The 24,659-nt window shown below is 68.9% G+C and carries 18 protein-coding genes; 5 read left to right on the forward strand and 13 right to left on the reverse strand.

The annotated features are described in order from the left end of the window. From AB1L88_RS06340 to AB1L88_RS06350, 3 genes are all read right to left on the reverse strand, one after another. Positions 1-1,050 carry an L-threonylcarbamoyladenylate synthase gene (locus tag AB1L88_RS06340; protein WP_367095793.1) on the reverse strand — a complete coding sequence of 350 codons (1,050 nt, stop codon included), beginning with the start codon at positions 1,048-1,050 and terminating at the stop codon, positions 1-3. Then, positions 1,010-2,218, reverse strand: coding sequence for a deoxyhypusine synthase (speY, locus tag AB1L88_RS06345; RefSeq protein WP_367095794.1), 1,209 nt, complete (start codon positions 2,216-2,218; stop codon positions 1,010-1,012). The genes AB1L88_RS06340 and speY overlap by 41 nt, the downstream gene beginning before the upstream one ends. A gap of 137 nt (positions 2,219-2,355) precedes the next feature. After that, positions 2,356-2,901, reverse strand: coding sequence for an arginine decarboxylase, pyruvoyl-dependent (locus AB1L88_RS06350; protein WP_367095795.1), 546 nt, complete (start codon positions 2,899-2,901; stop codon positions 2,356-2,358). 264 nt (positions 2,902-3,165) lie between these two features. On the opposite strand from AB1L88_RS06350, the gene AB1L88_RS06355 reads away from it, so the two are divergent. Then, a complete protein-coding gene (locus AB1L88_RS06355) occupies positions 3,166-4,389 on the forward strand; it encodes a hypothetical protein (protein WP_367095796.1) in 1,224 nt (407 codons plus the stop codon). Between the two features lie 94 nt (positions 4,390-4,483). On the opposite strand, the gene AB1L88_RS06360 is transcribed toward AB1L88_RS06355, so the two are convergent. From AB1L88_RS06360 to AB1L88_RS06375, 4 genes are all read right to left on the reverse strand, one after another. After that, complete coding sequence (locus tag AB1L88_RS06360; protein ID WP_367095797.1) at positions 4,484-4,732, reverse strand: hypothetical protein; 249 nt, start codon at positions 4,730-4,732, stop codon at positions 4,484-4,486. 683 nt (positions 4,733-5,415) lie between these two features. Then, positions 5,416-6,597 (reverse strand): mandelate racemase/muconate lactonizing enzyme family protein, encoded by a 1,182-nt coding sequence (locus AB1L88_RS06365; RefSeq protein ID WP_367095798.1) that lies wholly within the window; start codon positions 6,595-6,597, stop codon positions 5,416-5,418. A gap of 25 nt (positions 6,598-6,622) precedes the next feature. Then, complete coding sequence (locus AB1L88_RS06370) at positions 6,623-7,621, reverse strand: ROK family protein (protein ID WP_367095799.1); 999 nt, start codon at positions 7,619-7,621, stop codon at positions 6,623-6,625. A gap of 33 nt (positions 7,622-7,654) precedes the next feature. Further along, positions 7,655-8,257, reverse strand: a complete 603-nt coding sequence (locus tag AB1L88_RS06375) for an SIS domain-containing protein (RefSeq protein ID WP_367095800.1) — start codon at positions 8,255-8,257, stop codon at positions 7,655-7,657. 403 nt (positions 8,258-8,660) lie between these two features. On the opposite strand from AB1L88_RS06375, the gene AB1L88_RS06380 reads away from it, so the two are divergent. From AB1L88_RS06380 to AB1L88_RS06395, 4 genes are all read left to right on the forward strand, one after another. Beyond that, positions 8,661-12,587, forward strand: a complete 3,927-nt coding sequence (locus AB1L88_RS06380; RefSeq protein WP_367095801.1) for an FtsK/SpoIIIE domain-containing protein — start codon at positions 8,661-8,663, stop codon at positions 12,585-12,587. A 7-nt stretch (positions 12,588-12,594) separates the two neighbouring features. Continuing rightward, positions 12,595-13,320 (forward strand): CPBP family intramembrane glutamic endopeptidase, encoded by a 726-nt coding sequence (locus AB1L88_RS06385; RefSeq protein WP_367095802.1) that lies wholly within the window; start codon positions 12,595-12,597, stop codon positions 13,318-13,320. Between the two features lie 305 nt (positions 13,321-13,625). Beyond that, the gene (locus AB1L88_RS06390) at positions 13,626-13,811 is read left to right on the forward strand and encodes a phosphopantetheine-binding protein (protein WP_367095803.1); all 186 of its coding nucleotides are present in this window, start codon (positions 13,626-13,628) and stop codon (positions 13,809-13,811) included. A 152-nt stretch (positions 13,812-13,963) separates the two neighbouring features. After that, a complete protein-coding gene (locus tag AB1L88_RS06395) occupies positions 13,964-17,410 on the forward strand; it encodes a beta-ketoacyl-ACP synthase 3 (RefSeq protein WP_367095804.1) in 3,447 nt (1,148 codons plus the stop codon). Positions 17,411-17,468: 58 nt separating this feature from the next. On the opposite strand, the gene glgA is transcribed toward AB1L88_RS06395, so the two are convergent. From glgA to ruvX, 6 genes are all read right to left on the reverse strand, one after another. After that, positions 17,469-18,701, reverse strand: a complete 1,233-nt coding sequence (gene glgA, locus AB1L88_RS06400; protein ID WP_367095805.1) for a glycogen synthase — start codon at positions 18,699-18,701, stop codon at positions 17,469-17,471. Between the two features lie 152 nt (positions 18,702-18,853). Continuing rightward, entirely contained in the window at positions 18,854-21,865 is a 3,012-nt protein-coding gene (locus tag AB1L88_RS06405) for a PVC-type heme-binding CxxCH protein (protein WP_367095806.1), read from the reverse strand. Between the two features lie 322 nt (positions 21,866-22,187). Further along, complete coding sequence (locus tag AB1L88_RS06410; protein WP_367095807.1) at positions 22,188-22,352, reverse strand: hypothetical protein; 165 nt, start codon at positions 22,350-22,352, stop codon at positions 22,188-22,190. A gap of 378 nt (positions 22,353-22,730) precedes the next feature. Beyond that, positions 22,731-23,228 (reverse strand): hypothetical protein, encoded by a 498-nt coding sequence (locus AB1L88_RS06415; protein WP_367095808.1) that lies wholly within the window; start codon positions 23,226-23,228, stop codon positions 22,731-22,733. A 56-nt stretch (positions 23,229-23,284) separates the two neighbouring features. Beyond that, complete coding sequence (locus tag AB1L88_RS06420) at positions 23,285-24,166, reverse strand: SDR family oxidoreductase (protein WP_367095809.1); 882 nt, start codon at positions 24,164-24,166, stop codon at positions 23,285-23,287. A gap of 3 nt (positions 24,167-24,169) precedes the next feature. Further along, the gene (gene ruvX / locus AB1L88_RS06425; protein WP_367095810.1) at positions 24,170-24,646 is read right to left on the reverse strand and encodes a Holliday junction resolvase RuvX; all 477 of its coding nucleotides are present in this window, start codon (positions 24,644-24,646) and stop codon (positions 24,170-24,172) included. Positions 24,647-24,659: the final 13 nt, after the last annotated feature.

Below are 24,659 nucleotides of genomic sequence, written 5' to 3' on the forward strand. Positions count from 1 at the left end.
TCAGGTCGGAGGCCGGTCGGGGGGCGGAGGTTCGGGGGCGGTGGTCGCACGCCGGAGGCGGTCGCGGACCGCGGCCCACGAGGGGTAATCGGGAGGCATCCGGACGATGATCAACGAGGCGCCCGAGGCGTCGCAGCGGTGCAAGGAATCATAGAGGGCGCGGGAAGCCTGCGCGGGGTCGGGCAGGTCGATGCGGAGGGAGGGGTGGAGGGAGTTCCAGTCCGGAACAGGGGTGCCGCAGACGATCAGGGCCAGGGAGGTCTCGGCCGGGATCGCGGGGGGTGGGGAACCGGGTTCGACGCGAATGGCCGGGGTCCGGGGGGCGTAATGGATCGGCAGGAGGCCGGGGCTGGCGGCGGCGCGGTCGGCGAGGGGGAAGGATTCGGAGGAGACGGAGGAGAGGACCGGGACGCCGAGGACGGCGGCAAGCTGATCTGCGTCGATCGGGCCGGGGCGGAGGATGCGGGGGCGATCGCCGGAGAGGTCGAGCACCGTCGATTCGAGGCCGACGGAGGCCGGGCCGGCGTCGAGGATCAGGTCGATCCGCCCGTCGAGATCGCGGGCGACGTGCTCGGCGCGGGTGGGGGAGATGCGGTTCGATCGGTTGGCGCTGGGCGCGGCGAGGGGACGGCCGACCAGGGAAATGAGGGAGAGGGCGACGGCGACCTCGGGCACGCGGACGCCGACGGTGTCGCGCCCGCCGGTCACGATGTCGGGGATGAGGGGCGAGCGAGGCAGGACGAGCGTCAGGGGCCCCGGCCAGAAGCGGCGGGCGAGTGTCTCGGCGGCCTCGGGCCAGGCGGAGACGCACCGGCGGGCGAGGTCGGGGCCGTCGGCGTGGACGATCAGCGGGTTGGTGGACGGCCGCCCCTTGGCGGTGAAGATGCGGGCGACGGCCTCGGGATCGGTGGCGTCGGCGCCGAGGCCGTAGACCGTCTCGGTCGGGAAGGCGACGAGGCCGCCGGCGCGGAGGATCGCGGCGGCCTCGATCAAGGGCGGGGCGCCCGGGTCATCGGGCGCGATCGATCGTATCGGGGTGGCTCGGGTCACGGGAAGGCTCGTCGGGCCCTTGGCTTTTCTGCTTCTGGCGGGCGGCGATCCCGGTGGGCAGGCCGCTGGAAACGCGCTCGTCGTAGGAGGCGCGGAGGGTCTCGTACAAGTCGTTGCGGCGGTCGTAGAGCCGCTTGAGGGGCCGAGGCTCGCGGCGGGCGAGGGCGTGCGCGGTCAGCAAGGGGAGGGCGATGGTGCTGTCGGTGTAGCAGACGACGGCGTCGGGCAGGCGTTCGGGATCGACCTTACCCCAGGTCATGGCCTCGTGGGGGGTCGCGCCGGAGAGGCCGCCGGTGTCGGCCCGGGCGTCGGTGATCTGGAGGAAGTAGTCGTGCCCCGATTCTTCCAGGCCGAGCACTTCCTGGATCTGCGGCTCGGTCTGGAGGATGAAGTTCTTCGGGCTGCCGCCGCCGAGGATCAACACGCCGGAGGTGCCGCCGCTGCGCTTGGCGGCGTAGACGATGGCGGCGGTCTCGTTCACGTCGCGGAGAGTGTCGAGCTGCAAGGCCCCGCCGGCCAGCGAGCGTTCGGCGGCGTTCATGCCGATCGAGCTGTCGCCGGGGCTGGAGGTGTAGATGGGGACCCCGGCCTCATACGCGGCGGCGAGGAAGCTGTTGCCGGGCGTGCCGCCGAGGGCGCTGGAGCGGGCGTGGAGATACTTGCCGACCTCGAAGTGGAACTCGGCGGTGCTCATGGACCGGGAGAAGGCGTCGCTGGCGAGCAGCTCCCGGTAGAAGGCGTCGGTATCGAGCAGGGTCTTGTAGTCGAAGACGATGTCGTAGATGCGGATGATGTCGTGTTCGCGGAGGCGGAAGTCGTCGAGGCCGGGGAGGCTCTGGTGGAGCGGCAGGTCGAGGGCGTAGTGGGTGTCGTGGTAGAGGTTCGCCCCGGTCGAGACGATCCAGTCGACGAACCCGGCCTGGATGAGGGGGATCAGGCAGCTCATGCCGAGGCCGGCGGGAGTCAACGCGCCGGAGATCGTCAGGCCGACCGTGCAATCCGGTTCGAGCATCTTGCGGGTGAAGACCTGGCAAAGCTCGCGGAGCCGCCCGCCGTTGTAGCTGAGCATCGCCTGGTCGATCAGGTCGGCCGCCGAGACGGCGCCGTTGACCGCGGGGGGGGCGATCCGGTGACGACTGATCTGATGGAGGTACGCGTTCTCTGCCATGGACCGACCCTCAATGGGGTGCTCGAACGATCGCGATCGAGCGGCATTCGACCGAAGGGAAGCACGACGTCACGCCGGAGCGACTCGGCCGTCGGGGGAGGTGAGGGCCGCCGACGGCCGAGGAAATCGATCGTCACTCAGGGCAGGAGGATGGCCGCGGCGACGACCGTGGTCCAGTGGCCTCGGGCATGGCCGACGGCGGTGGCGGTGACTTCCTTGGTCTGGTAGATCACGTCGGCGATCTTCCAGATCTCGCGCTTCTCGTCCCAGGAGCTATCCGGGTCGAACTCGACGCCGAGGACGGTGGCCAGCATCTCGGCGGCGAGGTCCTCGGCGTAGTCCGAGGCGTGCTGCTCGCTCTGGCCGTAGGCGTGGTGCTCGGAGAGGTAGCCGAAGCGGTTGCGGTCGCGGGGGATCGCCACGCCGACGCTGGCGGCGCAGAGGCGGTTCGGCTCGGCCGTGGCGCACTCGCTCATCACGCAGTGCACGATCTGGCCGGGTTGAAGCTGCGGTAACCCTTCGTCGATCGAGATCTCCTCGCAATTCGGCGGGAAGATGCTCGACACGCGGACGAGGTTATAGTAGGCGATCCGAGCATCACGCAGCGCCAGCTCGAAGCTGGAGAGCTTCTCACGATGCACGCCAACGCCCTTGGTGAAGAACAGCTTCTTGGGGACATACATTTCGGAGTTCTTGCTCCCGTGAGCGCTCATCCCGGCGCCGGTGCGGCCGGGATGCCGCGAATCAAGAAAAAGCGACCGGAGGGTCTGGGAAAGTCGAATGGATCACTGTATCCGTTCGGGGACCGTTTCGACAAGACTTGCACGCGACCATCCGGAATCAACCGGCGGCGGGAGATTCCGCCCGTGTGGTTCGGGTAAGATCGATCGCCGTCGGGGGAAGGGCGGGCGATTCGGGAATCGGCGGCGCCGAGGGTTCAGAAGACGATGGGGCAGTCAGGTTCGCGGTGGACATCCCGGGGGCTGGGGGCGGGGCTGGTGCTGGTGCTGGTGCTGGGATCGGCCGCCACCGCCCTGCTCATCCGGGATCGGGGCGACCAGGCCGACTGGCTCCTGGTCGGGCTCGGGGCCCTGATCGGGGGGATCGTCGGCCTGGCGGTCAGGGTCGTGACCCGGACGAGGGCCGGGCGCCCGGATGACGGGGGCGAGCTGCCCCCGGATCGCTCGATGGTCCCGCCGGCCTCGCCCCGCGACGACCGCCCGGCGGACGGGGAGGTCGGCATCATCCCGATCGGCGGGGTGATCGCGAGCAGCCCGGTCGACGGCTGGGAATTCCGACGGTTCGAGGGGCTGGAGCCTCGGCCCGAGGAGGAGGACTTCCGCGGGTTCCGGATCTGGGGGCGACGCTATCCGCCGCTGCTCGGGAGGGTGGCGATCGTCTCGCTCTTCGTCGGTCGGGACGGCAAGAGCTGGTCGATCGACGAGCTGGTCAAGGCGCATCGCGCGTTGCGAAGGGCCGGGGCGTGGATCGAGCGGGAGGCGATCCGGTGGCAGGTCCCGGTGAATCTCGACCTGGTGGACTGTTATTTTTCCACGGTCGAGGCCGACGCGGACCGCGAGGTCGCGATCTTCCGGCCCGATGAATGGGGAGACGTCGGCCTGCCCGACCCGGACGCCGAGCAGCGGATTCTCGGGATCCTCGGCCGATCGGCCGGGTTGCTCGGGTTCAGGGACCCGGTGGACCTGCTCGGCCGGGTGGGTCGCCGGATCGAGGCCGATCAGATCGTCTGGCTCCTGCACGTCCGGCGTGCCGGCAAGTCGATCGCCCTGCCGAGCGACGCGACCGGCATCCCCGGGGTGGCCGTCGCCGTCTGCTATGCCCGCGAGGAGGACTTCGAGGCGCCGATGGCGGGGCCGCCGTTCGCCGACCCGATCACGTTCGTGCACGAGCTGATGCACCTGTTCGGCGCGAGCGACAAGTACGACGTCTCGCTCTCCAGCTTCCCGAGGGGGACGGTGAGCGAGCGCGACATCATGGTGCTGGGGATCGAGGCCCTCTCTCGGCTGCAGGTGGACCCGCTGACGGCCGTCGAGGTCGGCTGGGCGGCCTCCCCTTCGGATCGACCGGGCGGGCCGAATCGCCCGCTGCGGAGCCCGCCGGAACGGGGTCGACCGCCTTCCTCGCAGAAAAAACGCCCGAGACGACCGTGATCGATTGAATCACGGGCGTCCGGGCGGATGGGCGATTGCCGGGAATCGGGAACAAAAATACCGACCGGTCGATGATATCAAAAGAGCGCGTCGATCAATTGACCTCTGCAGCCTGGCCCGATTCGACGAGACGATTGATGATCTCCAGGGCGTCTTCGGCCCTCCGGAGATCGGCATATTTCGCCATCGGAGCCGAGGACGAGCCGTCGCCGTAAATGCCGACGATGGTTCGCAGCCCATTCGACTCGCCGAGGTCCGCCCGGAGGAACAACCCCGACCGGATCAACGAGGCGAGGTTGCGCTGCCAGAGCTGGACTTCGGACAATTTCTTCGTCGAGAGCATCGGCGAGTCCCCCCGCGGTATGAGGACCATCCCTGGCCGGTCTCGGCGTCTCGAGAGACGCCCCAATGACAATGTAGACGATAGAACACCCGAATGTCGCCGGACGGCTCGATTTTCGATCCTCGAAAGTCGGGACGGACCAATGACGCTTCGGATCGGGTCGCCGGGGGAGAGGAGAACTGATCTGTCCCGCGAGCCCCGACGCGTCTCGGCGGGCCTGATCCTGCGATCGGCTTCCGGAGTCGGAAGCGTCACCGGCACTGACATCGGCCGATAAAACTGTAGGAGCAAACCAAGGGCCGGGTCCAGAAAAAGGGCCACGATTTCATCCAACCACCCCCTCGATTTGTTCCGTGATGTTTCGCACAAAAAACATGACACGAAGGTCGTCAGTCGAGTTCACTGCCCGGGAACGTTGTCGAGAGTTTCTCCGCAATTGCTATCCTGAAATAGGGTTATGACCCGGACTCGGCGACGCTCCGGCCGGTGCCGGCGGCGGCGTCCGTCTTCCCGAAACGGACATGGATGGGGCGAGAGTTCCCCCGGGACACCAGGAAACGCCGATCGCGGCGACGCGAAGGACGTTTGGACAATGTGGCAGTCGATTGTCGAAACGGCATGCTGCCCAAAGATCGGGCAATCGTGCCGAGAAGGTTGACGGGGGACGGCCCTGGCTCCGGCGATCATTCCAGAGCCCGCCTCTTGTGCCAGTCGGGGGCGAAGATGTTGAAGTGCCCCGGCCGGAAGGGCAGGGCGCGGATCACCTCCTCGTTCAGGGTCACGCCCCAGCCGGGCCCTTCGGGCAAGGGGAACGCCCCGTCGGTCACCGACGGGCAGCCGGAGGCCGCGGCGAGGGCCGGGTTCCCGGGGCCGCCCGAGGGCAGGGGGGCGTCGGCCTCGAAGTCGTTGAAGGTCTCCATGATCCGGAGGTTGGGCAGGGTGGCCGCGACGTGCAGGTTGGCGGCCATGGCGACCGGCCCGGCCACGTTGTGGGGCGCGACGAGCATCCCGAAGCGGTCGGCCAGGCCGGCCAACGACTTCAGCTCGGCGACGCCGCCGCAGTGGGTCAGGTCGGGCTGCAGGATCGCACAGGATCGCCGTTCCAGGAAGGGCAGAAATTCGCCGGCCTGGTAGAGACGCTCCCCGGTGGCGATGGGGACGGAGACGGCGTCGGCCACGCGGCGATGTCCCGCAGCGTCGAGCGGATCGACCGGTTCCTCGGCCCAGCCGAGGTCGAGCGGTTCGAGGGCCCGGATCATCCGGATGGCGTCGGTGACGCCGAACCGGCTGTGCATGTCGAGGAACAGCTCGACGTCGGGGCCGATGGCCTCGCGGACGGCCTCGCAGAGGCGGACGACCTCGTGCAGGTCGGATCGGGAGAGGGAGCCGTGCAGCGTGCCGAACGGGTCGAACTTCAGGGCGCGGTAACCGCGGGCGACGACCCGCCGGGCGGCCTCGGCGAAGGAGGCGGGGGTCCGATCGACGCGATACCAGCCGTTCGCGTAGGCGGGGATCGTGTCGCGGACGGCGCCGCCGAGGAGCTTGTAGACGGGGACGCCGAGGGCCTTGCCTTTGAGATCCCAGCAGGCCATTTCGATGAGGGAAAGGGCGGTGGAGACGATCTCGCCGGGCCGGCCCTGATCGCCGTGGATCATCGTGCGGACGAGCCGCTCGGTGTCGAACGGGTCGATGCCGAGGACGTAGCGATCCCTGACGGCGGCGAGGTAGGCCAGCAAGGCCTCGGTCCGGTTGGTGAGGCGGGCCTCGCCGAGGCCGACGAGGCCGTCGTCGGTGGTCAGCTTGACGAACGTCAGGTTGCGCCAGGAGGTGCCGAGGACCAGGATTTCCAGGTCGGTAATCTGCATCCGCACGATTCTCCCTGTGGCCCAGTTACGCGGAACCCTGCCGGTGGGCGGCCCGGGCGTCGCGGGCCAGGGCCAGGGCGCCGTGGATCACCACCGACTCGCCGAGGGCGGACGAGACGAGGTCGAACGAGCCTCGGAACCCAGGGAACACGAGCTGTTCGAGCCGGCGGCGGATGGGGGCGAACCAGAGGTCCTCGCCGATCAGGGAGACGCCGCCGCCGAGGACGATCCGCCTCAGGCCGAGCAGGGTGACGGCATGGGCCAGCCCGGCGGCAAGCGCATGGGCGGCCTGGTCGAGCAGGGCGAGCGAGCAGGCGTCTCCCAGGCCGGCGGCCAGGGCGACGACCTCAGCGTTGAGCTGTTCGAGATCGCCATCGACGAGGTCGGCGAGGGTTTCCGAGCCCGGAGCCCCGGAGGAAATCGCCTCGCGGGCGAAGCGGGTGATCGACCAGCCGGAGGCCGATTGCTCGACGGTGCGGCCCCCCCGGCCGTCCGCGTCGGGGGGGATCACCCAGAGGTGGCCGATCTCGGCCGCGCCGAGGCCGGTGCCGCGGTGGATCCGGCCGTCGAGGATCAGGCCGCCGCCGACCCCGCTGCCGATCGTCACGTACAGCAAAGGGGTCGCCCCCCCTTTGCCGGCGCCGAAGCGGGATTCGGCCAGGCCGGCGGTATCGGCGTCGTTCTCGATCGCCACGGCCTCGGTCCGGAATTGCGACCGGCACCAGTCGCGGAGCGGGAAGCGGTCCCAGCCGGAGACGTGGTGCGAGGTGATCGTGATGCCCTCTTCCGCGTCAATCGGCCCGCCGAAGCCGATGCCGACGGCCTCGATCGCCTCTCGGGTCACGCCGTGGGCCCAGCAGGCGCGGTCGGCCTCTTCGAGGATCTGCTCGCGGAGGACGGCGGCGCCGGCGGCGGGATCGATCGGGGCCCGTCGGAGCCGGACGATCGCCCCGTCGCCGTGGCCGAGCCCGACCTGGAGTTTCGTGCCGCCGATCTCGACGCCGAGCAAGAGCGGTTTGACCATGGTGCGCCGCCTCCCCGGGCCGAGGGCATCGGATCAGGCCGGGCTTCCCGAGGCCTCGGGCCCGGACATGCGGCGGTAGAGGTCGCCGATCAGCCAGTGGAAGGCGACCAGGTGCAACGACTCGGCCGTGCCCATGTCGTCGACCGGGCAGTGGAGGCTGTGATGGGCGACCTCGCGGAGCGTGCCGCCGGAATAGCCGGTGATGCCGACGGTCGTCAGGCCGTGGGCGTTGGCCCACTCGACCCCCTTGAGGATGTTCGGGCTGTTGCCCGAGCCGGAGATCGCCAGCAGCAGGTCGCCGGGGGAGGCGTAGGTCTTCAACTGTTCGAGGAAGACGCGGTCGTACCCCTCGTCGTTGGCCCAGGCCATGATCCCGGCGGTGTTGTCGGTCAGGCTGAGGACCTTCAGGCGCTTCTGGGACTCGAAGTCGCGCAGGGTGCACTTGTTGAGGTCCTCGCAGAGGTGCGAGGCACTCGACGCCGATCCGCCGTTGCCGATGACGAAGACGAAGCGATCGGCGTGGTAGGCACGCTCGATCAGGTCGGCCACGGTCTCGAGCTCCGCGGCGTCGATCCGCTGGATCTCGCGGCAGACGCGATCGAGATAATCCCTGGCGCCGAGGTTCGCGGCGAGCATGGGGCGTTCCGTCCTTGATGAGGTCGCTCGGTGCCCGTGGTGGATGGAGTGGGCTCGGGCAGTCGACCCCGAGCATAGCCGGGAAGGTCGATCGCGCCAATTGCAGGGGCGGCGACTTTGGAGGGGGCCCGGCCGTCCCGGGGACGCAAGGGGTTGACCGGATTGCGAGGGCCGAGGTGCGTGGCGGCCGATCGGGCCGGCCGAGCCCCCCTTGTCTCGGGAGGACGGGGCGGGAATGATCGGAGTGACACGTCATCTCGCATGGAGCGTCTGATCCGAGGGGGCCTCGGCGCCCTCGCGCGAATCATTTGAGACGCGGTCGAGGCCGGACGCGGGGACGGGCCATCCCTTTTTTTTGGATTGTTCGAGGTCGAAGCCAATCGCACGCGGAGGGCACGCCCCGATGTCGGAACTGGTGACGAACGCTCAGGACCCCGTCGGCCGCCAGTCGGCCGCCCTGAAGGCGCTGGCGCAGCGGGTGGCCGAACGGGCCGAGGCCGAGACGAAGCTGGAGCAGGACCACGCCCAGCGGACCGAGGCCGCTCGCCGGGCGTTCGAGCAGGCGAGCAAGGCGAACGAGACCCAGTACCAGCAACACCGCGCCGCGCTCGACCGGCGGGCGAAGGAGATTCCCGCCGCGGCCAACGCCGCGTTCGAGACCGCCAGCACGGGGGCCGAGGCCGCCCTGAAGTCGAGCAAGGCGAAGACCGAGCAGCAGTATCGGGAGCGGATCGAGGCGATCAAGCAGGCCCAGGCCGACCAGCGCTGGGAGGTCGGCACCATCTGCGAGGCCGGCCTGAACGACGCCAAGGGGGAACTCGAACGCACCCAGAACCAACTGACCGAGGTCAATTCCCGGCTCAAGGCCATCCGGGCGGAGATCGATGAGCATCTGGGCGTCTGTCGCCTGCAATCGGCCGCCAGGGGGGTGGAGGTCGATACTGCCGCGTCTCCAACCACGGAAGAAACCCCCACGGCGGACGCCGCCAACGCCGCGCTTGACGAGGCCGAGCAACGCTTCGACGAGCTGCGGAATCTCACCCTGCCGAAGCTCTTTCGGGGCATTCGCCCGGCAGCCCTGGTGATCTTGCCGGCGATTCTGGGAGCAGGCGGCGGGTTCTTCCTGCGGGAGGGCTGGATTGGTCCGGCCGCCGGAGGCGGGATCGGGGCCGTCGTGGGGGTGATCCTGGCGATCTGGTTGTATGCGACCGCTCGGGTGCAGGCGCAGAGGGCTTTGGGGCCGCTTCAAGGGGCGATCAACCGGGCCGCCGATCAGGTGGTCCGCTCTCGGAAGGAGGCGGTCGCGGCCCATCAAGGCCGGGAGCAGAAACTCCTGAGCACCCGAGACCACGAGCAAGCGGCGGCCGACGCCCGGGCCAAGGCCGCCGCGGCGGAGGCCCGGAGCCAGGCCCAGGCGGCGATCACCTCGGCCGAGGAGGCAGCTCGGACGGCCATCGCCGACGCGACGGCGAAACGGGACGACATGTTGCGCCGGATCGACGAGGAAGTGGCACAGAGAACCCCGGAAATTCAGAAACGATTCGAGGCCGAACGGGATCGCCTCCGCGCCGGGTATGAACAGGCCACCGCCGCCGCCCGACAGCGGACCGAGGCCGAGGCCGCCGCGCTGGCCGATCGCTGGCGATCGGGCCTGGCCGGGGTGCGGGATACCCTGGAGCTGGTCGAATCGGAGATTGAACGCCGATTCCCGTCGTTCGAGGCCGCGGCCAGGGATGACGCCCCGGTCCCCGGCTCGATTCCGCCGGCCCTCCGGTTCGGTCGGCTTCGGGTCGACCTCGACATGTTTCCCCAGGGGAGGCCCGCAGACCCGGGCCTGATGGAAGGGCTGCCCGACCACTTCGAGCCCCCGGCGATCGTGCGGTCTCCCGAGGGGTGCTCGTTCCTGCTGAAGGCCGATGCCGAGGGGCGGGCCGACGCCCTGGAGACGATCCAGGCGATCATGCTGCGCATCCTGACCGGCTTCCCGCCCGGCAAGGCGCGGTTCACGATGATCGACCCGGTGGGGCTGGGCCAGACGTTCGCCGCGTTCATGCACCTGGCCGACGTGGATGAGCAGCTGGTGACGAGCCGGGTCTGGACCGAGACGCAGCACATCGAGCAGCGTTTACAGGACCTGACCGAGCACATGGAGAACGTGATCCAGAAGTACCTGCGCAACGAGTATCAGTCGATCACCGAGTATAACGCCCGGGCCGGAGAGGTGGCCGAGCCGTTCCGGTTCCTCGTCGTGGCCGATTTCCCGGTCCGGTTCAACGAGGCGGCCGCGAGGCGTCTGCTGAGCATCGCGCAGAGCGGTCCTCGATGCGGTGTTCATGTGATTGTTTTGGTGGATGTTCGCCAGGAGATGCCGCAGGGGATCGACCTGAAGGACCTGGAACGGCACTGCGCGGTCTTGCAATGGCGGGAAGGCCGGGTGCGATGGTCGGAGCCGCTCCAGGGCGGATTCCCGTTGACGCTCGATGGACCGCCCTCGCCCGACGTGTTCTCGGGGGTGGTCCGGGCCGTCGGGAAGCGGGCCGAGGGGGCCAGCCGGGTCGAGGTGCCGTTCGACTTCCTGGCCCCGGCCCCGGAGGAGTACTGGCGAGGCGATAGCGGGAAAGGGGTGGCCATTCCCCTCGGCCGGGCCGGGGCGACGAAGGTCCAGCAACTCAAGCTCGGATCGGGGACGGCGCAGCATGTGTTGATCGCGGGGAAGACAGGATCGGGCAAGTCGACGCTCCTGCATGCGATGATCACGAGCGCCGCCTTGACGTATGCCCCCGACCAGCTCGAACTGTATCTGATCGACTTCAAGAAGGGGGTCGAGTTCAAGGCCTACGCGACGCATCGCCTGCCCCACGCGCGGGTCATCGCGGTCGAGAGCGAGCGGGAGTTCGGCCTGTCGGTCCTGCAGCGGCTCGACGCCGAACTGGGATCGCGGGGGGATCTGTTCCGGGACGCGGGCACGCAGGACGTCGCCGCCTTCCGGTCGGCCCGCCCCGAGGTGCCGATGCCCCGCATCCTCCTGGTCGTGGATGAATTTCAGGAGTTCTTCGTCGAGGACGACAAGATCGCCCAGGAGGCCGCCCTGCTGCTCGACCGCCTGGTGAGGCAAGGGCGGGCGTTCGGGATTCACGTGCATCTCGGCTCGCAGACGCTCGCCGGCGCCTACACGCTGGCCAGGGCGACCATCGGCCAGATGGCGGTGCGGATCGCCCTGCAGTGCAGCGAGGCGGACGCCAGCCTGATCCTGAGCGATGACAACACCGCCGCGCGGCTGCTCTCGCGCCCGGGCGAAGCAATCTACAACGACGCGAACGGCCGACTGGAAGGGAACAACATCTTTCAGGTCGTCTGGCTGCCCGACGAGCGCCGCGAGGAGTATCTCCGCCGGATCGCGAACCTGGTGGAGGATCGCGGGGTCCGGGTCCGCAAGCCGATCGTCTTCGAGGGGAACATCGCGCCCGACGCGGCCAACAACGAGCCGCTCGCGGCCCTGCTCGAGGCGGACGCTTACCCCGATCCCTTGCCGAAGGCCTCGTTCGCCTGGCTCGGCGAGCCGGTGGCGATCAAGGCCCCGACGGCGATGCACTTCCGCAGGCTCGCCGGGGCTCACCTGCTCATCGTCGGGCAGAACGAGGAAGCCGCCCGAGGCCTGATGGCGACGGCGATGATCAGCCTCGCCGCGCACCGGCCCGATGCGCGATTCGTCCTGCTCGACGGGACGCCGGGGGACGACCCGAGGTCGGGCGACCTGCCGCGGATCGCGGAAGCGTTGCCGAATGAGGCGATCGCGAGTTCCTGGGGCCAGGTCGAGTCGAGTATCGCCGAGGTCGCCGCCGAGGTCGAGGCACGGCGGGATGAAGGCGTCACGGACGCGGCGCCGCTCTACCTGCTCATCCACGACCTGCAGCGCTTCCGCCAACTGCGAAAAGGTGAGGATGATTTCAGCTTCTCCACCCCCGATCCGGACGAGCCGGCCAAGCCCTCGGATCTGCTCGGGACGATCCTGCGGGATGGGCCGGTGCATGGGGTCCACGTGATCGTCTGGGTCGATACGCTGAACAACCTGAACCGGACGTTCGACCGGGCCACGCTGCGGGAGCTGGAACACCGGGTCCTGTTCCAGATGTCCTCGGCCGATTCCTCGACCTTGATCGATTCGCCGCTGGCCAATCGGCTCGGGATGCAACGGGCCTTGCTCGTGAGCGAGGAGGCGGGGCAGTTCGAGAAGTTCCGCCCGTACGGGCCGCCGTCGGAGCAGTGGGCCCGAGAGGCCATCGGTCGACTTGCCCGTCGCGGTCCCGAATCGGGCAAAGGATCGGTGTGACGGAACCATGAACGAGGGGATTGATCGATCGCGTCGGCGGGCCGTGACGGCCCTGGTCCTGATCGGCCCGGCCCAGAGCCTGGGCGTGGCGGCGATGCTGCTCGCCCTGCCCGGGCCGCTCGGGCTGGGGATCAACCTCTTGAGCCGGGCCTGGATGGTCGCGTTCCCGCTGTTCTGGGCCGTCCGAATCGAGCGGGTCCGCCTGCCGTTCGGGAAGCCGAGCAGGGCCGGGTTGATGCTCGGGCTGGCGACGGGGGTCGTGATCCTGCTGGTGATGCTGGGGGCGTACGCCCTGATCGCCGATCGGGTCGATCTGCCCAGCCTGCGCAGCCGGGCCAGGCAGACGGGCTTCGACGACCCGTTCCAGTTCGCGGCGATGTTCGGCTTCATCATCCTGCTGAACTCGTTGCTGGAAGAGTTCGTCTGGCGATGGTTCGTGTACCGGCAGTTGGAGACGCTGACCCCGGCCCGGTGGGGCTGGGAGGCCCGGCAAGGGATGGCGGTCGCGCTGGCGGCGCTGGCGTTCACGGTGCATCACGTCGTCGCCCTGTCGGCCTGGGTCGACGGGGGCCTGGTGGTGCTGGGGAGCCTCGGCGTCTTCCTCGGGGCGGTGGTCTGGTCGGCCCTCTTCGCATACGACCGGACGCTCTGGCCGTGTTATGTCAGTCACATTTTCGCGGATGTGGCGATTGTGATCATCGGCTACGACGTCCTCTTCCGGATGACGATGTGAGAGGCGGGGTGCCCCGGTCGATGAGAGGACGGGGGGCGGTCGATCGTAAGGGGGCGGATCATTCAAGTCGGGTTCCGCCCCGGTCCGAAACCAAGCGATGACTCCCCGGGTTGTCGCCGTCGCGATCGCCCCGAGCGCAAGAGCGTGTTCCGCGCAGCCTCGGGCCGGCCTGTCTGGCTCGGGCTGCCACGTCGATACCGACCCCAGGACGCCAGGAGTGGGAGAGAGCCGTGACCGATCCGGAGCTGTTCCGATCGGTCTCCGAGGCGATTCGTGATTGCAGCGAAGCGTCTCGGGAGACCGCGATGGAGCCCAATTCACGATTGTTCGAGGACCTGGCGCTGGACTCGCTCGACCTGGTGGCCGTCTTGATGCGACTTCAAGACGTCCACGGCATCGAGCTTGACCTCGACGCCGTCCCCGACTTCCAGCGCATTTCCGATTTGATGGCCGAGTTGGGCCGTCAGCTTCGGTCGAAGTCGGCCGCCTGATCGGGCGATTGCCGAGACCTCCCGGTCCGGGGGAGCGGCCTGAGGACACGGCTCTCCCTCTCCGGGCTTGGCGTGCAAAACGGAAGGCACGCGACGCCCCGGAGGGATCGGGCATACGGCCTGCCTCGACGGATTCGACCCAGGGACGGGACATGAATCAGCAGGATCAGAGCCGGGGGATCCCCCCCGTCGTCCATCGTCGTTTCACCCAGCGCGTCCCCGCGATCTCCGGTGACGCCTGGGTCCCCGTTTATCGGGCGATGGCGACCGCACGCCGGGTCGATCAGGCCGAGCACGACCTGACGGCTCGGGGCCTGGCGTTCTTCTCGTGCCCGTGCACCGGGCACGAGTCGATGGCCGCGCTGGCGCCGCTGCTCCGCCCCGACGACTATCTTCATCTTCACTACCGGGACAAGGCACTCGTGTTGGGACGCGGGGTGCCGGCCGCCGCGTTGCTGCACAACGTGATCGCCAGCGGGGCATCCCCCTCGCTGGGTCGGCAGATGACGCCGTTCCTGGGCGACCCGGCGCTCCACCTGCTTTGCCAGAACGTGCCGGTGGGGAACCATGCGCCGCAGGCGGTGGGGGTGGCCGCGGCGGTGGTCGACCGTCCCGGCCGGCCGATCGTCGTCTGCTCGATGGGGGATGGAACGTCGCAGCAGGGCGAGGTCCTGGAGGCGATCGCCGAGGCGGTGCGCCGGTCGCTGCCGGTCCTGTTCCTGGTCGAGGACAACGGGCTTTCCATCTCGACCCGGACCGCCGGCCGCACGTTCTACTCGCTGCCGGAGTGCCATGCCGAGCCGGAGTCCTTCTACGGCTTGCCCCTCCATCGGGTCGACGGCCGAGACCCGGTGGAGTTGCAATCGGGGCTGGCGCCGATCATCGGGCGGATGAGGGCCGATCGCCTCCCCGCCATCGCGGTGATCTCGCTCGATCGCCTGACCAGCCACACGAACGCCGACGACGACCGGGTCTACCGCAGCGCGGAGGAGAGGGAGCGGGCGCGGCGAGCGGGTGATCCGTTGGCGATCTTGCGGCGACGGCTGATCGAGTCTCAGGTCCCCCCCGCCGCGCTCGACGCGATCGAGGCCGAGGCCGAGGCCCAGGTCCTCGACGCGGTGTCAGGGGCCCTGAATGCGGCCGATCCGCCGCCGGTCTGCGACGCCAAGGCCCCGCTGCCGCCGGGGCTGGGCGATCCCGGCCTGGAATACCGGGGGGAGGAGAACGGCACCCGCCTCACGATGATCGAGGCGATGCGGGAGGTCCTGCGCCATCGCCTGGAAACCGACCCGCGAGTCACCCTGACGGGGCAGGACATCGAGGACCCGAAGGGGGACGTCTTCGGCGTCACGAGGGGCCTGAGCACGGCCTTCCCGGGCCGAGTGATCAACGCGGCCCTGGCGGAATCGACGATCGTGGGGGGGGCGATCGGCCGGGCGATGGTGGGGGAACGGCCGGTCGCGTTCCTGCAATTCGCGGACTTCCTGCCCGTCGCCTTCAATCAGATCCATTCGGAGCTGGGGAGCCTCTGGTGGCGAAGCGCGGGCACGTTTTCATGCCCCGTGATCCTGATGGTCGCCTGCGGGGGCTATCGGCCCGGCCTCGGCCCGTTCCACGCGCAGACGATGGAGGCGCTGGCCGCCCACGTGCCGGGCGTGGACGTGGTCATGCCGTCGAGCGCGGGGGATGCCGCGGGGCTGCTCAACGCGGCGTTCGAGTCGGGGCGGCCGACCATCGTGTTCTACCCGAAGATCGGGCTGAATGACCGCGATCGGACCACCTCGGCCGACGTGACGGAGCAGCGCGTCCCGATCGGTCGGGCCCGGTTCTGCCGGGAGGGCGACGCCCTGACGCTGGTGACCTGGGGGGCAACCGTCCCCCTTGCGGAAAAGGTCGCGGACACGATCGCCGACCAAACCGGCTTATCCTCCGACGTACTTGACCTCCGATCCCTCTCGCCCTGGGACCGCGACTCCGTCCGGGCGTCGGCCCGGCGGACGGGCCGGCTGATCGTCATTCACGAGGACAACCAGACCTGCGGGTTCGGGGCCGAGGTGGTCGCCGACGTGGCCGAGCACGTGGGGCAGGGCGTCCGATTCAAGAGAGTCACACGCCCAGACACCTACATTCCTTGCAACTTCTCGGCGCAGCTTGAGATCCTCCCCTCGTTCCGCCGGACGCTGGAGGCGGCGTCGGAGATGCTCGAACTGGGCCTCGACTGGGAGTCGGAGGCTTCGCAGGGCAGTACGACGACGACGACCGTTGCCGCCCGGGGGCCGAGCCCGGCCGATGAGGCCGTGACCGTGCTCTCGTGGAAGGTCAAGGAGGGGGATCGGGTCCGCAGCGGGGCGACCATCGCGGAACTGGTTGCGGACAAGGCGGTGTTCGACTTCGTCGCGCCGGGCGACGGCCGGATCCGGAGGCTCCTGGCCCGGGACGGCGAGAGCCTGAGGGTCGGCGCCCCCTTGCTGGAGCTGGAACCCGACGAGCGTCAGGTCCGGACACAGCCGCGCAGGCTCACGCGAGAGGAACACGGTCGGCCCATCCTCCGACCGCGACGTACGCCCTCCCCGCAGCAGACCAACGCAGATCGCACGGAGACGCTGATTCGCCTCGTCCGACCGTCGGTGGCGGTGGGTTCGAGGGTCGTGACGAATGAGGATGTGCTCGCGCGGTTTCCGGGCAGGTCGGCCGAGGACATCCGGAAACGGACGGGGATCCGATCGCGATACCGCCTCTCTGAGGGGGAATCGGCGTTCTCGCTCGCGGTCTCGGCCGCGCGAGAGTCGCTCGACCGGGCGGGAATCTCGGCAAGCGATCTCGACCTGTTGATTTGCTGCACGGGGACCCCCGGCGTGATGACCCCCTCGCTGGCGTGCCGGGTGCTGCATGCCCTGGGGGAAGGGTCGGAGAGCCCTCCGGAAGTGCCGGCGTATGACCTGTCCGCGGCCTGCTCGGGCTACCTCTACGGATTGGCGACCGCGTACGACTTCACGCGATCACAACCCGATGCCCGCGTGCTGCTCGTCACGGCCGAGGCGCTCTCGCCCATCGCGGACGCCGACGATTTCGACACCGCCATCCTGTTCGGAGACGCGGCGACCGCGACCCTGATCGGCGGCCCGGAGGCCGATCTTCCGCACGAGTTGACGCTCGGGAGGCTGAACCGGCCGGTGATTTCCGCCCGAGGCGAGCCGGGCGACGTGCTCCGGGTGCCGCATGCCGGGTCCGGCACGCTGAAGATGGATGGGCTCCGGGTCTACGCGGAGGCCGTCAGGCGGATGATCACGATGCTCGAAGCGTCGTGCGATCGAGAAGGGTTGAGCACGGCCGATCTCGATCTGATCGTCCCCCACCAGGCGAATGCCCGGATCATCCAGGACATTCGCATGCGATTGAAGCTCCCCGAAGACCGGGTCCTGATCGAACTCGGGACGTTCGGCAACACATCCTCGTCGAGCATCCCCCTGGCGCTCGCGGCGGCCCCCCGGCGCGTGAACGAGGCCCACACCATCGGCCTGACCGCCTTCGGCGGTGGGTTCACGTTCGGGGCGGCCGTGATTCGCCGGGGGGATGCCTCCGATCGGATCGCGGGATGAACATGAGAAGCGGCCCCGGTCCGGTCGGGGCCGCGGGCGGACGCGACGGGGACGCTCGTCAGGCCTGGACGAGATCCCAGTAGAAATCCATCGTCCAGCGAGCCACGCTCTCCCAACTGAAGAAGTGTTCCACCCGCTCCCGGCTGCGATTCCCCATCTGTTTCAGCTGTTCGGGGTCGCTGAGCAGGCGGTCGATGGCCGCGGCGAGGTCCCGGGCGAACTGTTCGGGATCCCTGGGCTCGTGCGCCTGGTGATCGTCGGCGCCCCCTCGGGGTTCGAAGGGGACGAGCAGGCCGGTCTTCTCCGGCACCACCACCTCCTTGATCCCGCCGACGGCCGAGGCGACCACGGGCGTCCCGCAGGCCATCGCTTCCAGATTGATGATCCCGAACGGCTCGTAGACGGACGGGCAGACGAACAGCGCGGCCTGGGAGTAGAGGGCGATGATGTCCTCTTTCGGCAGGACCTTGGGAATCCAGAGGATCGGGTTCTGTGCCTCGCGACGAGCACAATCGACGTGCTCGGTCATCTCGCGGCCGATCTCCTCGGTGTCGGGGGCGCCGGCGCAGAGGACGACCTGCGTGTCAGACCGGAGGTGCTTGATCGCGTCGACGAGGTGGATGATCCCTTTCTGCCGCGTGATCCGCCCCACGAACAGGACGAAGGGGCGGGAGCGGTCGATCTCGTACCGATCGAGCACCGCGTGATCATGCGTCGGGGAGTATTGCTGGAGATCGATCCCGTTGTGGATCACGCGAATCCGATCGGCGGAGACGCCGTAGAGCTCCTGGACGTCATCGCGCATGGAGTCGGAGACGGCGATGATGCCGTCGGCATTCTGGTACGCGGTCCGTTCGACCCAGGTGCTCGCGTCGTAGGCCGTGCCGAGCTGCTCGCGCTTCCAGGGGCGGTGGGGTTCGAGCGAGTGGGTCGTCAGCACGAGCTTCGCCCCGGCGAGCTGCTTGACCAGGCAGCCGGCCAGGTGGGTGTACCAGGTGTGGCAGTGGACCACGTCGACGCCTTCGAGGGTCCCCGACATGATCAGGTTCCGGAGCATCGTCTCCGAGAACTTCTTGTGCCGGGGATCGTGATAGGGCAGCTCGCAATTCGGCTCGATGCCCCGGACCGAGAAGTTCGGCTCCTCGATCGCCTGGTCGCCGAAGCTGAGGACCTGGATGGAATGATGGCCGGGCTCGACCCGGTTCAGGGCGGCGGTCAGGTACTCGACGTGGACACCGGCCCCGCCGTAGATGTGGGGAGGATACTCGTTGGTCAGGATCGCGATACGCATGGAATACCCCTCAAGCTCGGAGCGCGACGAGTCCGCCGCATCCCCAGACGATACGCGGACCACCCGCCGGATGCCACGCCCCAGGGGGGGCACGGCGCGATGGTCGCGCGGATCGGCCGGACTCGGGCGAGCGCCCTCGGGCTCGGGCTCGATCAGGGGAGCGGAATCTGGGTCGGCGACTGGAGATAGCGGAGCAGGTCGGCGACCTCCTGCTCCTCCAGCGGATCGAGCAGCCCCTCGGGCATGAGGGACAGCTCGGACGTCCGCGTCTCGTCGATCTCGTCCCGGGGGACGACGATCCGATCGGTCGGGGTCTGGATGGTGACGGTCAGGTCGGTCTGCTCGGCGATCAAGCCGTTGATGATGCGACCATCGGCCAGGGCGAAGATGGTCATGCGGTAGTCGTTGTCGAGCGTGGCGTTGGGGTCGACGAGGTTCTCCAGCAGGTACGCCAGCTCGCCGCGCTGCGATCCGGTCAACTCGGGGCCGACCTTGCTCCCCTCGTCGAAGAGGATGTGGCACTGGACACACGACTGCGAGAAGAGGAGGCGGCCCCTCGCCGGGTCGGCCTCGGCCAACCGCTCGGGGGTCATGACCGATTGCAGGGCCCGGATGCGGTCCTGGGCCTGCTCGGAGATGGGGCGGTATTCGGGCCAAATGGTGCTCACGCGGCCGGCGATCGCCGGGTCGCCGAGGGTCCGGAGCTGTCGGACGAGGAAGGCGGACACCGCGTCGCGATCGACCCGCCCGGCCTCCACCGCGTCGAGCAGCTGCGCGGCCGATCGCGGGCGGGAGGCGAGGGAGCCGATCGCCTCTCGCCTGGCATCGGCCGGGAGCCGACCGAGGCGATCGAGCAGTAAGGCGACGGCGTCGGGGTCGTCGAGGGTCGAGAGCCCCCGGACCGCGTCGCGGGCCAGGTCGCGATCCGAGAGGAATCCGCCCAGCAGCCCGAGTAAATCCTCGGATCGGCCCCGCACCAGGTTCTCGATCGCGTCGCGACGGGCGGCGAGGTCCGCCTCGGGGTCCAGGGCGATGGCCCGAAGCTCGTCGAGCGCCCGGCCATCGCCGAAGACGACGGACAGGGTCAGGACGAGGCGGCGAAGTTCGGGATCGTCGCCCCGCCCAGGCCCCTCGACGATGGCCTCCCAGCCGGGAGGAGGCTCGACGCGACGCAGGCCCCGGAGCGCGTCGCTGATTCCGGAGAGGATCGCCCTTTGCCACTCCGGATCGTCCGACCGGGCCGCCCGGTCGAGGATGGGAGCGACGAGCAGGGGCTGATCGCCCGCGGCCACCATCAATCGCCGGGCGATGAAGCGGGCGAGCGGGCCGAACGGGTGGCGAGCGGCCAGTTCCGCCGAGCGGTCGGGGTCTTCGGGGACCGCGGGCTCGATCCCGTACCAGAGCAGCAACGGGAGGACCGGGTCACCAGCGAACTCGGAGCGATCGGTGATGGACAGCGCGATCGGCCAGCGGGCCGAGTTCGGGAGCCTCGGCAGGCTGGAGGCGATGTACGTCAGGACGAGGCCCGAGCGTTCTTGATCGGCGAGCCGGGTGAGGGCGTCGATCGCCTCGTCCGAAGGGGGCCCGCGATCGACCAGGAATCGGACGGCCCAGGTCCGGACGTGCTCGCTCGGGTCATCGAGCAGGCCGATGAGCCAGGGTTCCTCCGCGGCCCCGATCGCGAACAGCGACCAGAAGGCCCGGAGGCGGAGCACCTCGTCTCCCTCGGTCTCGAAGAGGGAGATCAAGGCCTGGCGGGCCTCGCCGAGGTCGGCCCCCGATGCCGCCCGCTCCTGCAGGATGCGGCGGGCCTGCCGGGAATACCAGACGTTCGGGTGCGGGAGCAGGTCGACCAGGCCGATCGCGTCGAGCGCGGCCACGTCGGCCACGGGGGGAGGCGACGGGTTGCCGTAAGTGATTTTGTAGATTCGTCCCGAGGATCGGTGCACCCCGTCGTTCTCGTGGCATTCGCCGATGTCGGACCAGTCGGCCACGAACACGCCGCCATCCGGCCCCGAGAGCAGCTCGATGCCCCGGAACCAGGGGTCGGCCCAGGCGATCGGGTCGGGCAGGTGACGGGCGGTATACGTGGCTCCGGAACGCTCGAGGCGGTCGCGATTGACGCGACGGCCGTGGAAGTTCAGGGCGTAGACATCGCCTCGGTAATCGTCGGGCCAGTTGTCTCCCTGGTAGATCATCAGGCCGACGTGGGCGTGCCCGCCGCCGGCCTGGTCGGTCGTGGCGGAGACCCCTTCGCGGATGTCGCTCCAGGCCTCTCGGGTGTCCCAGTGGACGTGGTCGGCGGTCTGGCCGAGCAGGGCATAGAGGTGGGGGCGATCGTGCTCGCCGTACATCCGCTCGAAATAGGCGCCGGGGATCACGTGCCAGAGGTGGGGGATCACCGTATTGATCAGGAAGAGCTCGCCGTGCTCGTCCCAGTCCATCCCCCAGGGGTTCGTCGTCCCGCGGGCGACCACCTCGAAGACATGCCTCGTGGGGTGAAAGCGCCAGACGCTGCAGTTGAGCCGGACGCGATCCTCGTCACGGGCCCCGGGTCGGCCGACCAGGGAGGTTGCCTGGATGCCGTGGCGGCCGTAGAGCCACCCGTCCGGCCCCCACCGCAGCCCATTGACGAGGTTGTGTCGAATCGAGTCGGCCTCCCAGCCGTCGAGCATCACGACGGGGGGGCCGTCCGGCCGATCGTCTCCGTCGCGGTCGGGGAGGAAGAGCAGGTACGGGGCGCTCAGCACCCAGACGCCGCCGAAGCCGACCTCGACGCTCGAAATCCGGACCCCCTCGTCCCAGAAGACCGTCCGGCGATCGAACCGGCCGTTCCCGTCGCTGTCCTCCAGGATGAGGATGCGATCGCGCAGGTTGGTGTCGAAGTTGAGCTGATGCTCGGCGTAGGTGTAATTCTCCGCGACCCAGAGGCGTCCCTTCGGGTCGGTCGCCAGCGCGATCGGCTGCTGCACGTCGGGTTCCGAGGCGAACAGGGTGGCCTGGAAGCCCTCCGGCAGGCTGAGGTTCGTCAGGGCCTCGGCGGCGAGTGTCAGCCCGCCCTGGGGGTCCTGGGAATCGTAGGGTTGGGGGAAGTCTTGCCCGCTTGCAATCGTCGCAAGCCCCAGGACCGCCACGGCGATCGCGTGCTGAAAAGACTGGCACATGAATCGTGATGCCTCGGCAACACACCGAGGACGGCGATCGGCAGGCGTCGATCAACGAACCGGGCGAGGCGGCGCGGAGATCGAGCGGAAGCCAGTCGAGCACCTCGGCCGGAGAGGGTGGTTGAGACGGCTCGCCGCGTGCTTGGGGACGCGGCCTCTCTCCGGTGTAACCGAAGCGGGTGGGGTGCTTCAAGTCGCAGCCCCGTGTCTTTTCGCCCGCTCCATCTCGGGCCGTCCGGAGTGAGGTCAACTCATCTCGACCTCGCTCGGATCGGCTCGGCTCAGTTCAACTCAGCACGAGTCGACCGGACCGATCGAGCGATCAATGGCGATCCTGACAGCAGGACGAGGGCGAGTGGTACGTGCCCGCTCGCTCCCGGGCGGGATTGCCGCGGGGAGCGTCGGCGTCGAGGATCGTCGAGAGATTCGGGACGAGTTGCTTCGCCTCGGACAGCGTCAGATCGGGGGCGCAGAGGCGATCCAGCATGGAACGCAGGGCCTCGATCCGATCGGCAGATTTTCCGGGACTCCCCATAACCGTGCGACCTTGCGATCGACCTCCAAAACATGCCTTTCCAGACAAAACGGGTTCGTGACCTCGCTGCGATATCCTAGAGCATCGAAAACCAGATGCCAAATGACCTCACAAGGTTCAGAGTATGACAGATACCGCCACGAACTTCAACCCCTTCCTCTTGCGACTGCTGGATTTAGGGTGTGTCGCATCTTTTGCGAAATCCGCGCCGGACGTCGGGAAGGTGGGGCCACTCCTCGGCGTGACGATCCACGAGTCGCCAATCTGCCGGAGAATCGTGCAAACGCTGGTGCGCGGATGGGCAGCGCCTTGAAGGCCGATCCTGGCAAATTAAGACCACTCGTCGAAGGCCTTGCCCTTTCCCTTGCCCCTTGTAGGAGGGGGGGCGAAGGCCCCCCGGGAGAAGTAGGCGCGGACGTCGTCGCGGTTGAGGATGAAGATGACGAACATCGCATAGATCAGGCGGACCCAGGCGCCGCCGTCGATCCCGGCCGTGAAGGCGAGGTCGAGGAGGTCGACGATCATGGTGATCCAGGCCCAGGTCAGGTGGAGCGACCGCCCGGAGGGGAGCCCCCTCCAGGTCCTCCAGGCGGCGAGGAAGAGCAGGACGCTCAGCAGCGATTGCGCCAGGAGCATCACGAGGAAGAGGCCGACGACGAGCGACCCCAGCACCCCGACGACCGGGCCGAAGAGGAACCCGACCGCTCCCGCGACCAGGGCCAAGACCGCCAGGATGACGATCCAGACGACGTTGAGGAACGACAGCACGAAGCTGAAGAAGGAGAGCGGCCCGAGGATCCCCGGCCGGGGCGGACGAGCGTAGGACATTGTGGGTGCGACTCCGGGCTTCACGGGCGGGGGCGGCGGCGACGCATGCCGACCGGTCAGGATCGATCGGCCTGGCGCGATTCCTCGGCCAGGCTGGCGGGGATGCCGGTGCTGATGTCGGGATGCTCGGGCGTCCAGCCCAGGTCGGCCTTGATCGACCGATTGGACACGCGTTTGCTGGCATCGCCCCGGATCGGCCCGTCGCCCGAAGGCTCGGTGAAGCTCGGCGGGGGGGCGCCGAGGGCCTCGGCCAGGCGTCCGTAGAATTCGAGGCGCCGGACCGGCCGATCGTCGCTGACGAGGTACCGAGGGCCGGGCCTGGGGCTCCGCAGCGCGAGGACGGCGGCGGAGGCGGCATCGTCGATGTGCACCAGGTTCAGGAACGACTCGGGGTCGGCGGCGATCGGCGTCCCCGATTGCAAGGCCTCCCGGCGCATCAGGCGCCCGGGGCCGTAGAGGCCGGAGTACCGGAGGATCGTGACCGGGTACATCGAGACCTCGGCGAAGTCGGTCAGCAATTGCTCGGCCCGGAGGCAGGCCCGGCCCGATTCGGTCTGCGGATCGGCGGGGGTCTGCTCGTCGATCCAGGCCCCCCCGTGGTCGCCGTAGACGCCGGTCGAGCTGGCGTAGATCAATCGCTTGGCCCGCGAGGCGAGCCGGCCGATCGTGTGCCGGAGGCCGTCCACATAGAGCCGGTCGATGGGCACTCCCGCCGACCGATCGAAGCCGACGCAGTAGAACGCCCGCTCGACCGCCGGCAAATCGTCGAGCGACTCGGGGACGAGCACATCGGCGAGGATCGGCTCGATGCCTTCGCGTTCGAGGTCCTTCGCCCGGTCTCGCGATCGGGTCGTCGCGAAGACGCGATGGCCGGCCGCCATCATCCGGCGGGCGACTCGGATCCCCAGGTAGCCGCAACCGATGATCAGGGTACTCACGAATCAATCGTCCTCTTCGGGGTCGGAGGCGGGATCATCGAGCGGGGCGGGGGGGGAGTCCGAGTCGGGACAGCCGGCGTCGAGGAAGGCCTGGAGCAACAATTGCGCCGCGATCATATCACGCAGGGATCGCCTCCGGCTCGCCTTCACGCCCGAGGACCGCAATAATTCCTCGGCCTCGACGGTGGAATACCGCTCGTCGACGAACGAGACGGGGATCCCGGTCTGCTCGGAGAGCCAGTTCCCCCAGCGTCTCGCCTGCCCGGCCGAGTCGCCCTCGGCGCCGTGCCCGAGCAGGGGGAGGCCGACGACGAGCCGATCGATGTTGAATTCTGCGACCAGGGATCGAAAATAGGTCGCATCGAGTCGCTCGTTGCGTCGCTGGTACACGTCGACCGGGGAGGCCATGCGCCGATCCGGGTCGCAGACCGCGATTCCGACGCGACGAAGTCCGTAATCGAGCCCGAGGATCCGTTTCATTCCCGCGAGTCTA

Origin of the sequence: Tautonia sp. JC769, from assembly GCF_040717455.1 — a bacterium.
GTDB lineage: Bacteria > Planctomycetota > Planctomycetia > Isosphaerales > Isosphaeraceae > Tautonia.

Bases quoted from the DNA above. Each gene is read 5' to 3' on its own strand.
- AB1L88_RS06410 (WP_367095807.1), bottom strand. From the start codon at position 22,352: ATGCTGGATCGCCTCTGCGCCCCCGATCTGACGCTGTCCGAGGCGAAG.
- AB1L88_RS06360 (WP_367095797.1), bottom strand. From the start codon at position 4,732: ATGCTCTCGACGAAGAAATTGTCCGAAGTCCAGCTCTGGCAGCGCAAC.
- ruvX (WP_367095810.1), bottom strand. From the start codon at position 24,646: ATGAAACGGATCCTCGGGCTCGATTACGGACTTCGTCGCGTCGGAATC.
- AB1L88_RS06350 (WP_367095795.1), bottom strand. From the start codon at position 2,901: ATGTATGTCCCCAAGAAGCTGTTCTTCACCAAGGGCGTTGGCGTGCAT.
- AB1L88_RS06390 (WP_367095803.1), top strand. From the start codon at position 13,626: ATGGAGCCCAATTCACGATTGTTCGAGGACCTGGCGCTGGACTCGCTC.
- AB1L88_RS06415 (WP_367095808.1), bottom strand. From the start codon at position 23,228: ATGTCCTACGCTCGTCCGCCCCGGCCGGGGATCCTCGGGCCGCTCTCC.
- AB1L88_RS06370 (WP_367095799.1), bottom strand. From the start codon at position 7,621: ATGGTCAAACCGCTCTTGCTCGGCGTCGAGATCGGCGGCACGAAACTC.
- AB1L88_RS06395 (WP_367095804.1), top strand. From the start codon at position 13,964: ATGAATCAGCAGGATCAGAGCCGGGGGATCCCCCCCGTCGTCCATCGT.
- AB1L88_RS06405 (WP_367095806.1), bottom strand. From the start codon at position 21,865: ATGTGCCAGTCTTTTCAGCACGCGATCGCCGTGGCGGTCCTGGGGCTT.
- AB1L88_RS06375 (WP_367095800.1), bottom strand. From the start codon at position 8,257: ATGCTCGCCGCGAACCTCGGCGCCAGGGATTATCTCGATCGCGTCTGC.
- glgA (WP_367095805.1), bottom strand. From the start codon at position 18,701: ATGCGTATCGCGATCCTGACCAACGAGTATCCTCCCCACATCTACGGC.
- AB1L88_RS06365 (WP_367095798.1), bottom strand. From the start codon at position 6,597: ATGCAGATTACCGACCTGGAAATCCTGGTCCTCGGCACCTCCTGGCGC.
- AB1L88_RS06385 (WP_367095802.1), top strand. From the start codon at position 12,595: ATGAACGAGGGGATTGATCGATCGCGTCGGCGGGCCGTGACGGCCCTG.
- speY (WP_367095794.1), bottom strand. From the start codon at position 2,218: ATGGCAGAGAACGCGTACCTCCATCAGATCAGTCGTCACCGGATCGCC.
- AB1L88_RS06380 (WP_367095801.1), top strand. From the start codon at position 8,661: ATGTCGGAACTGGTGACGAACGCTCAGGACCCCGTCGGCCGCCAGTCG.
- AB1L88_RS06355 (WP_367095796.1), top strand. From the start codon at position 3,166: ATGGGGCAGTCAGGTTCGCGGTGGACATCCCGGGGGCTGGGGGCGGGG.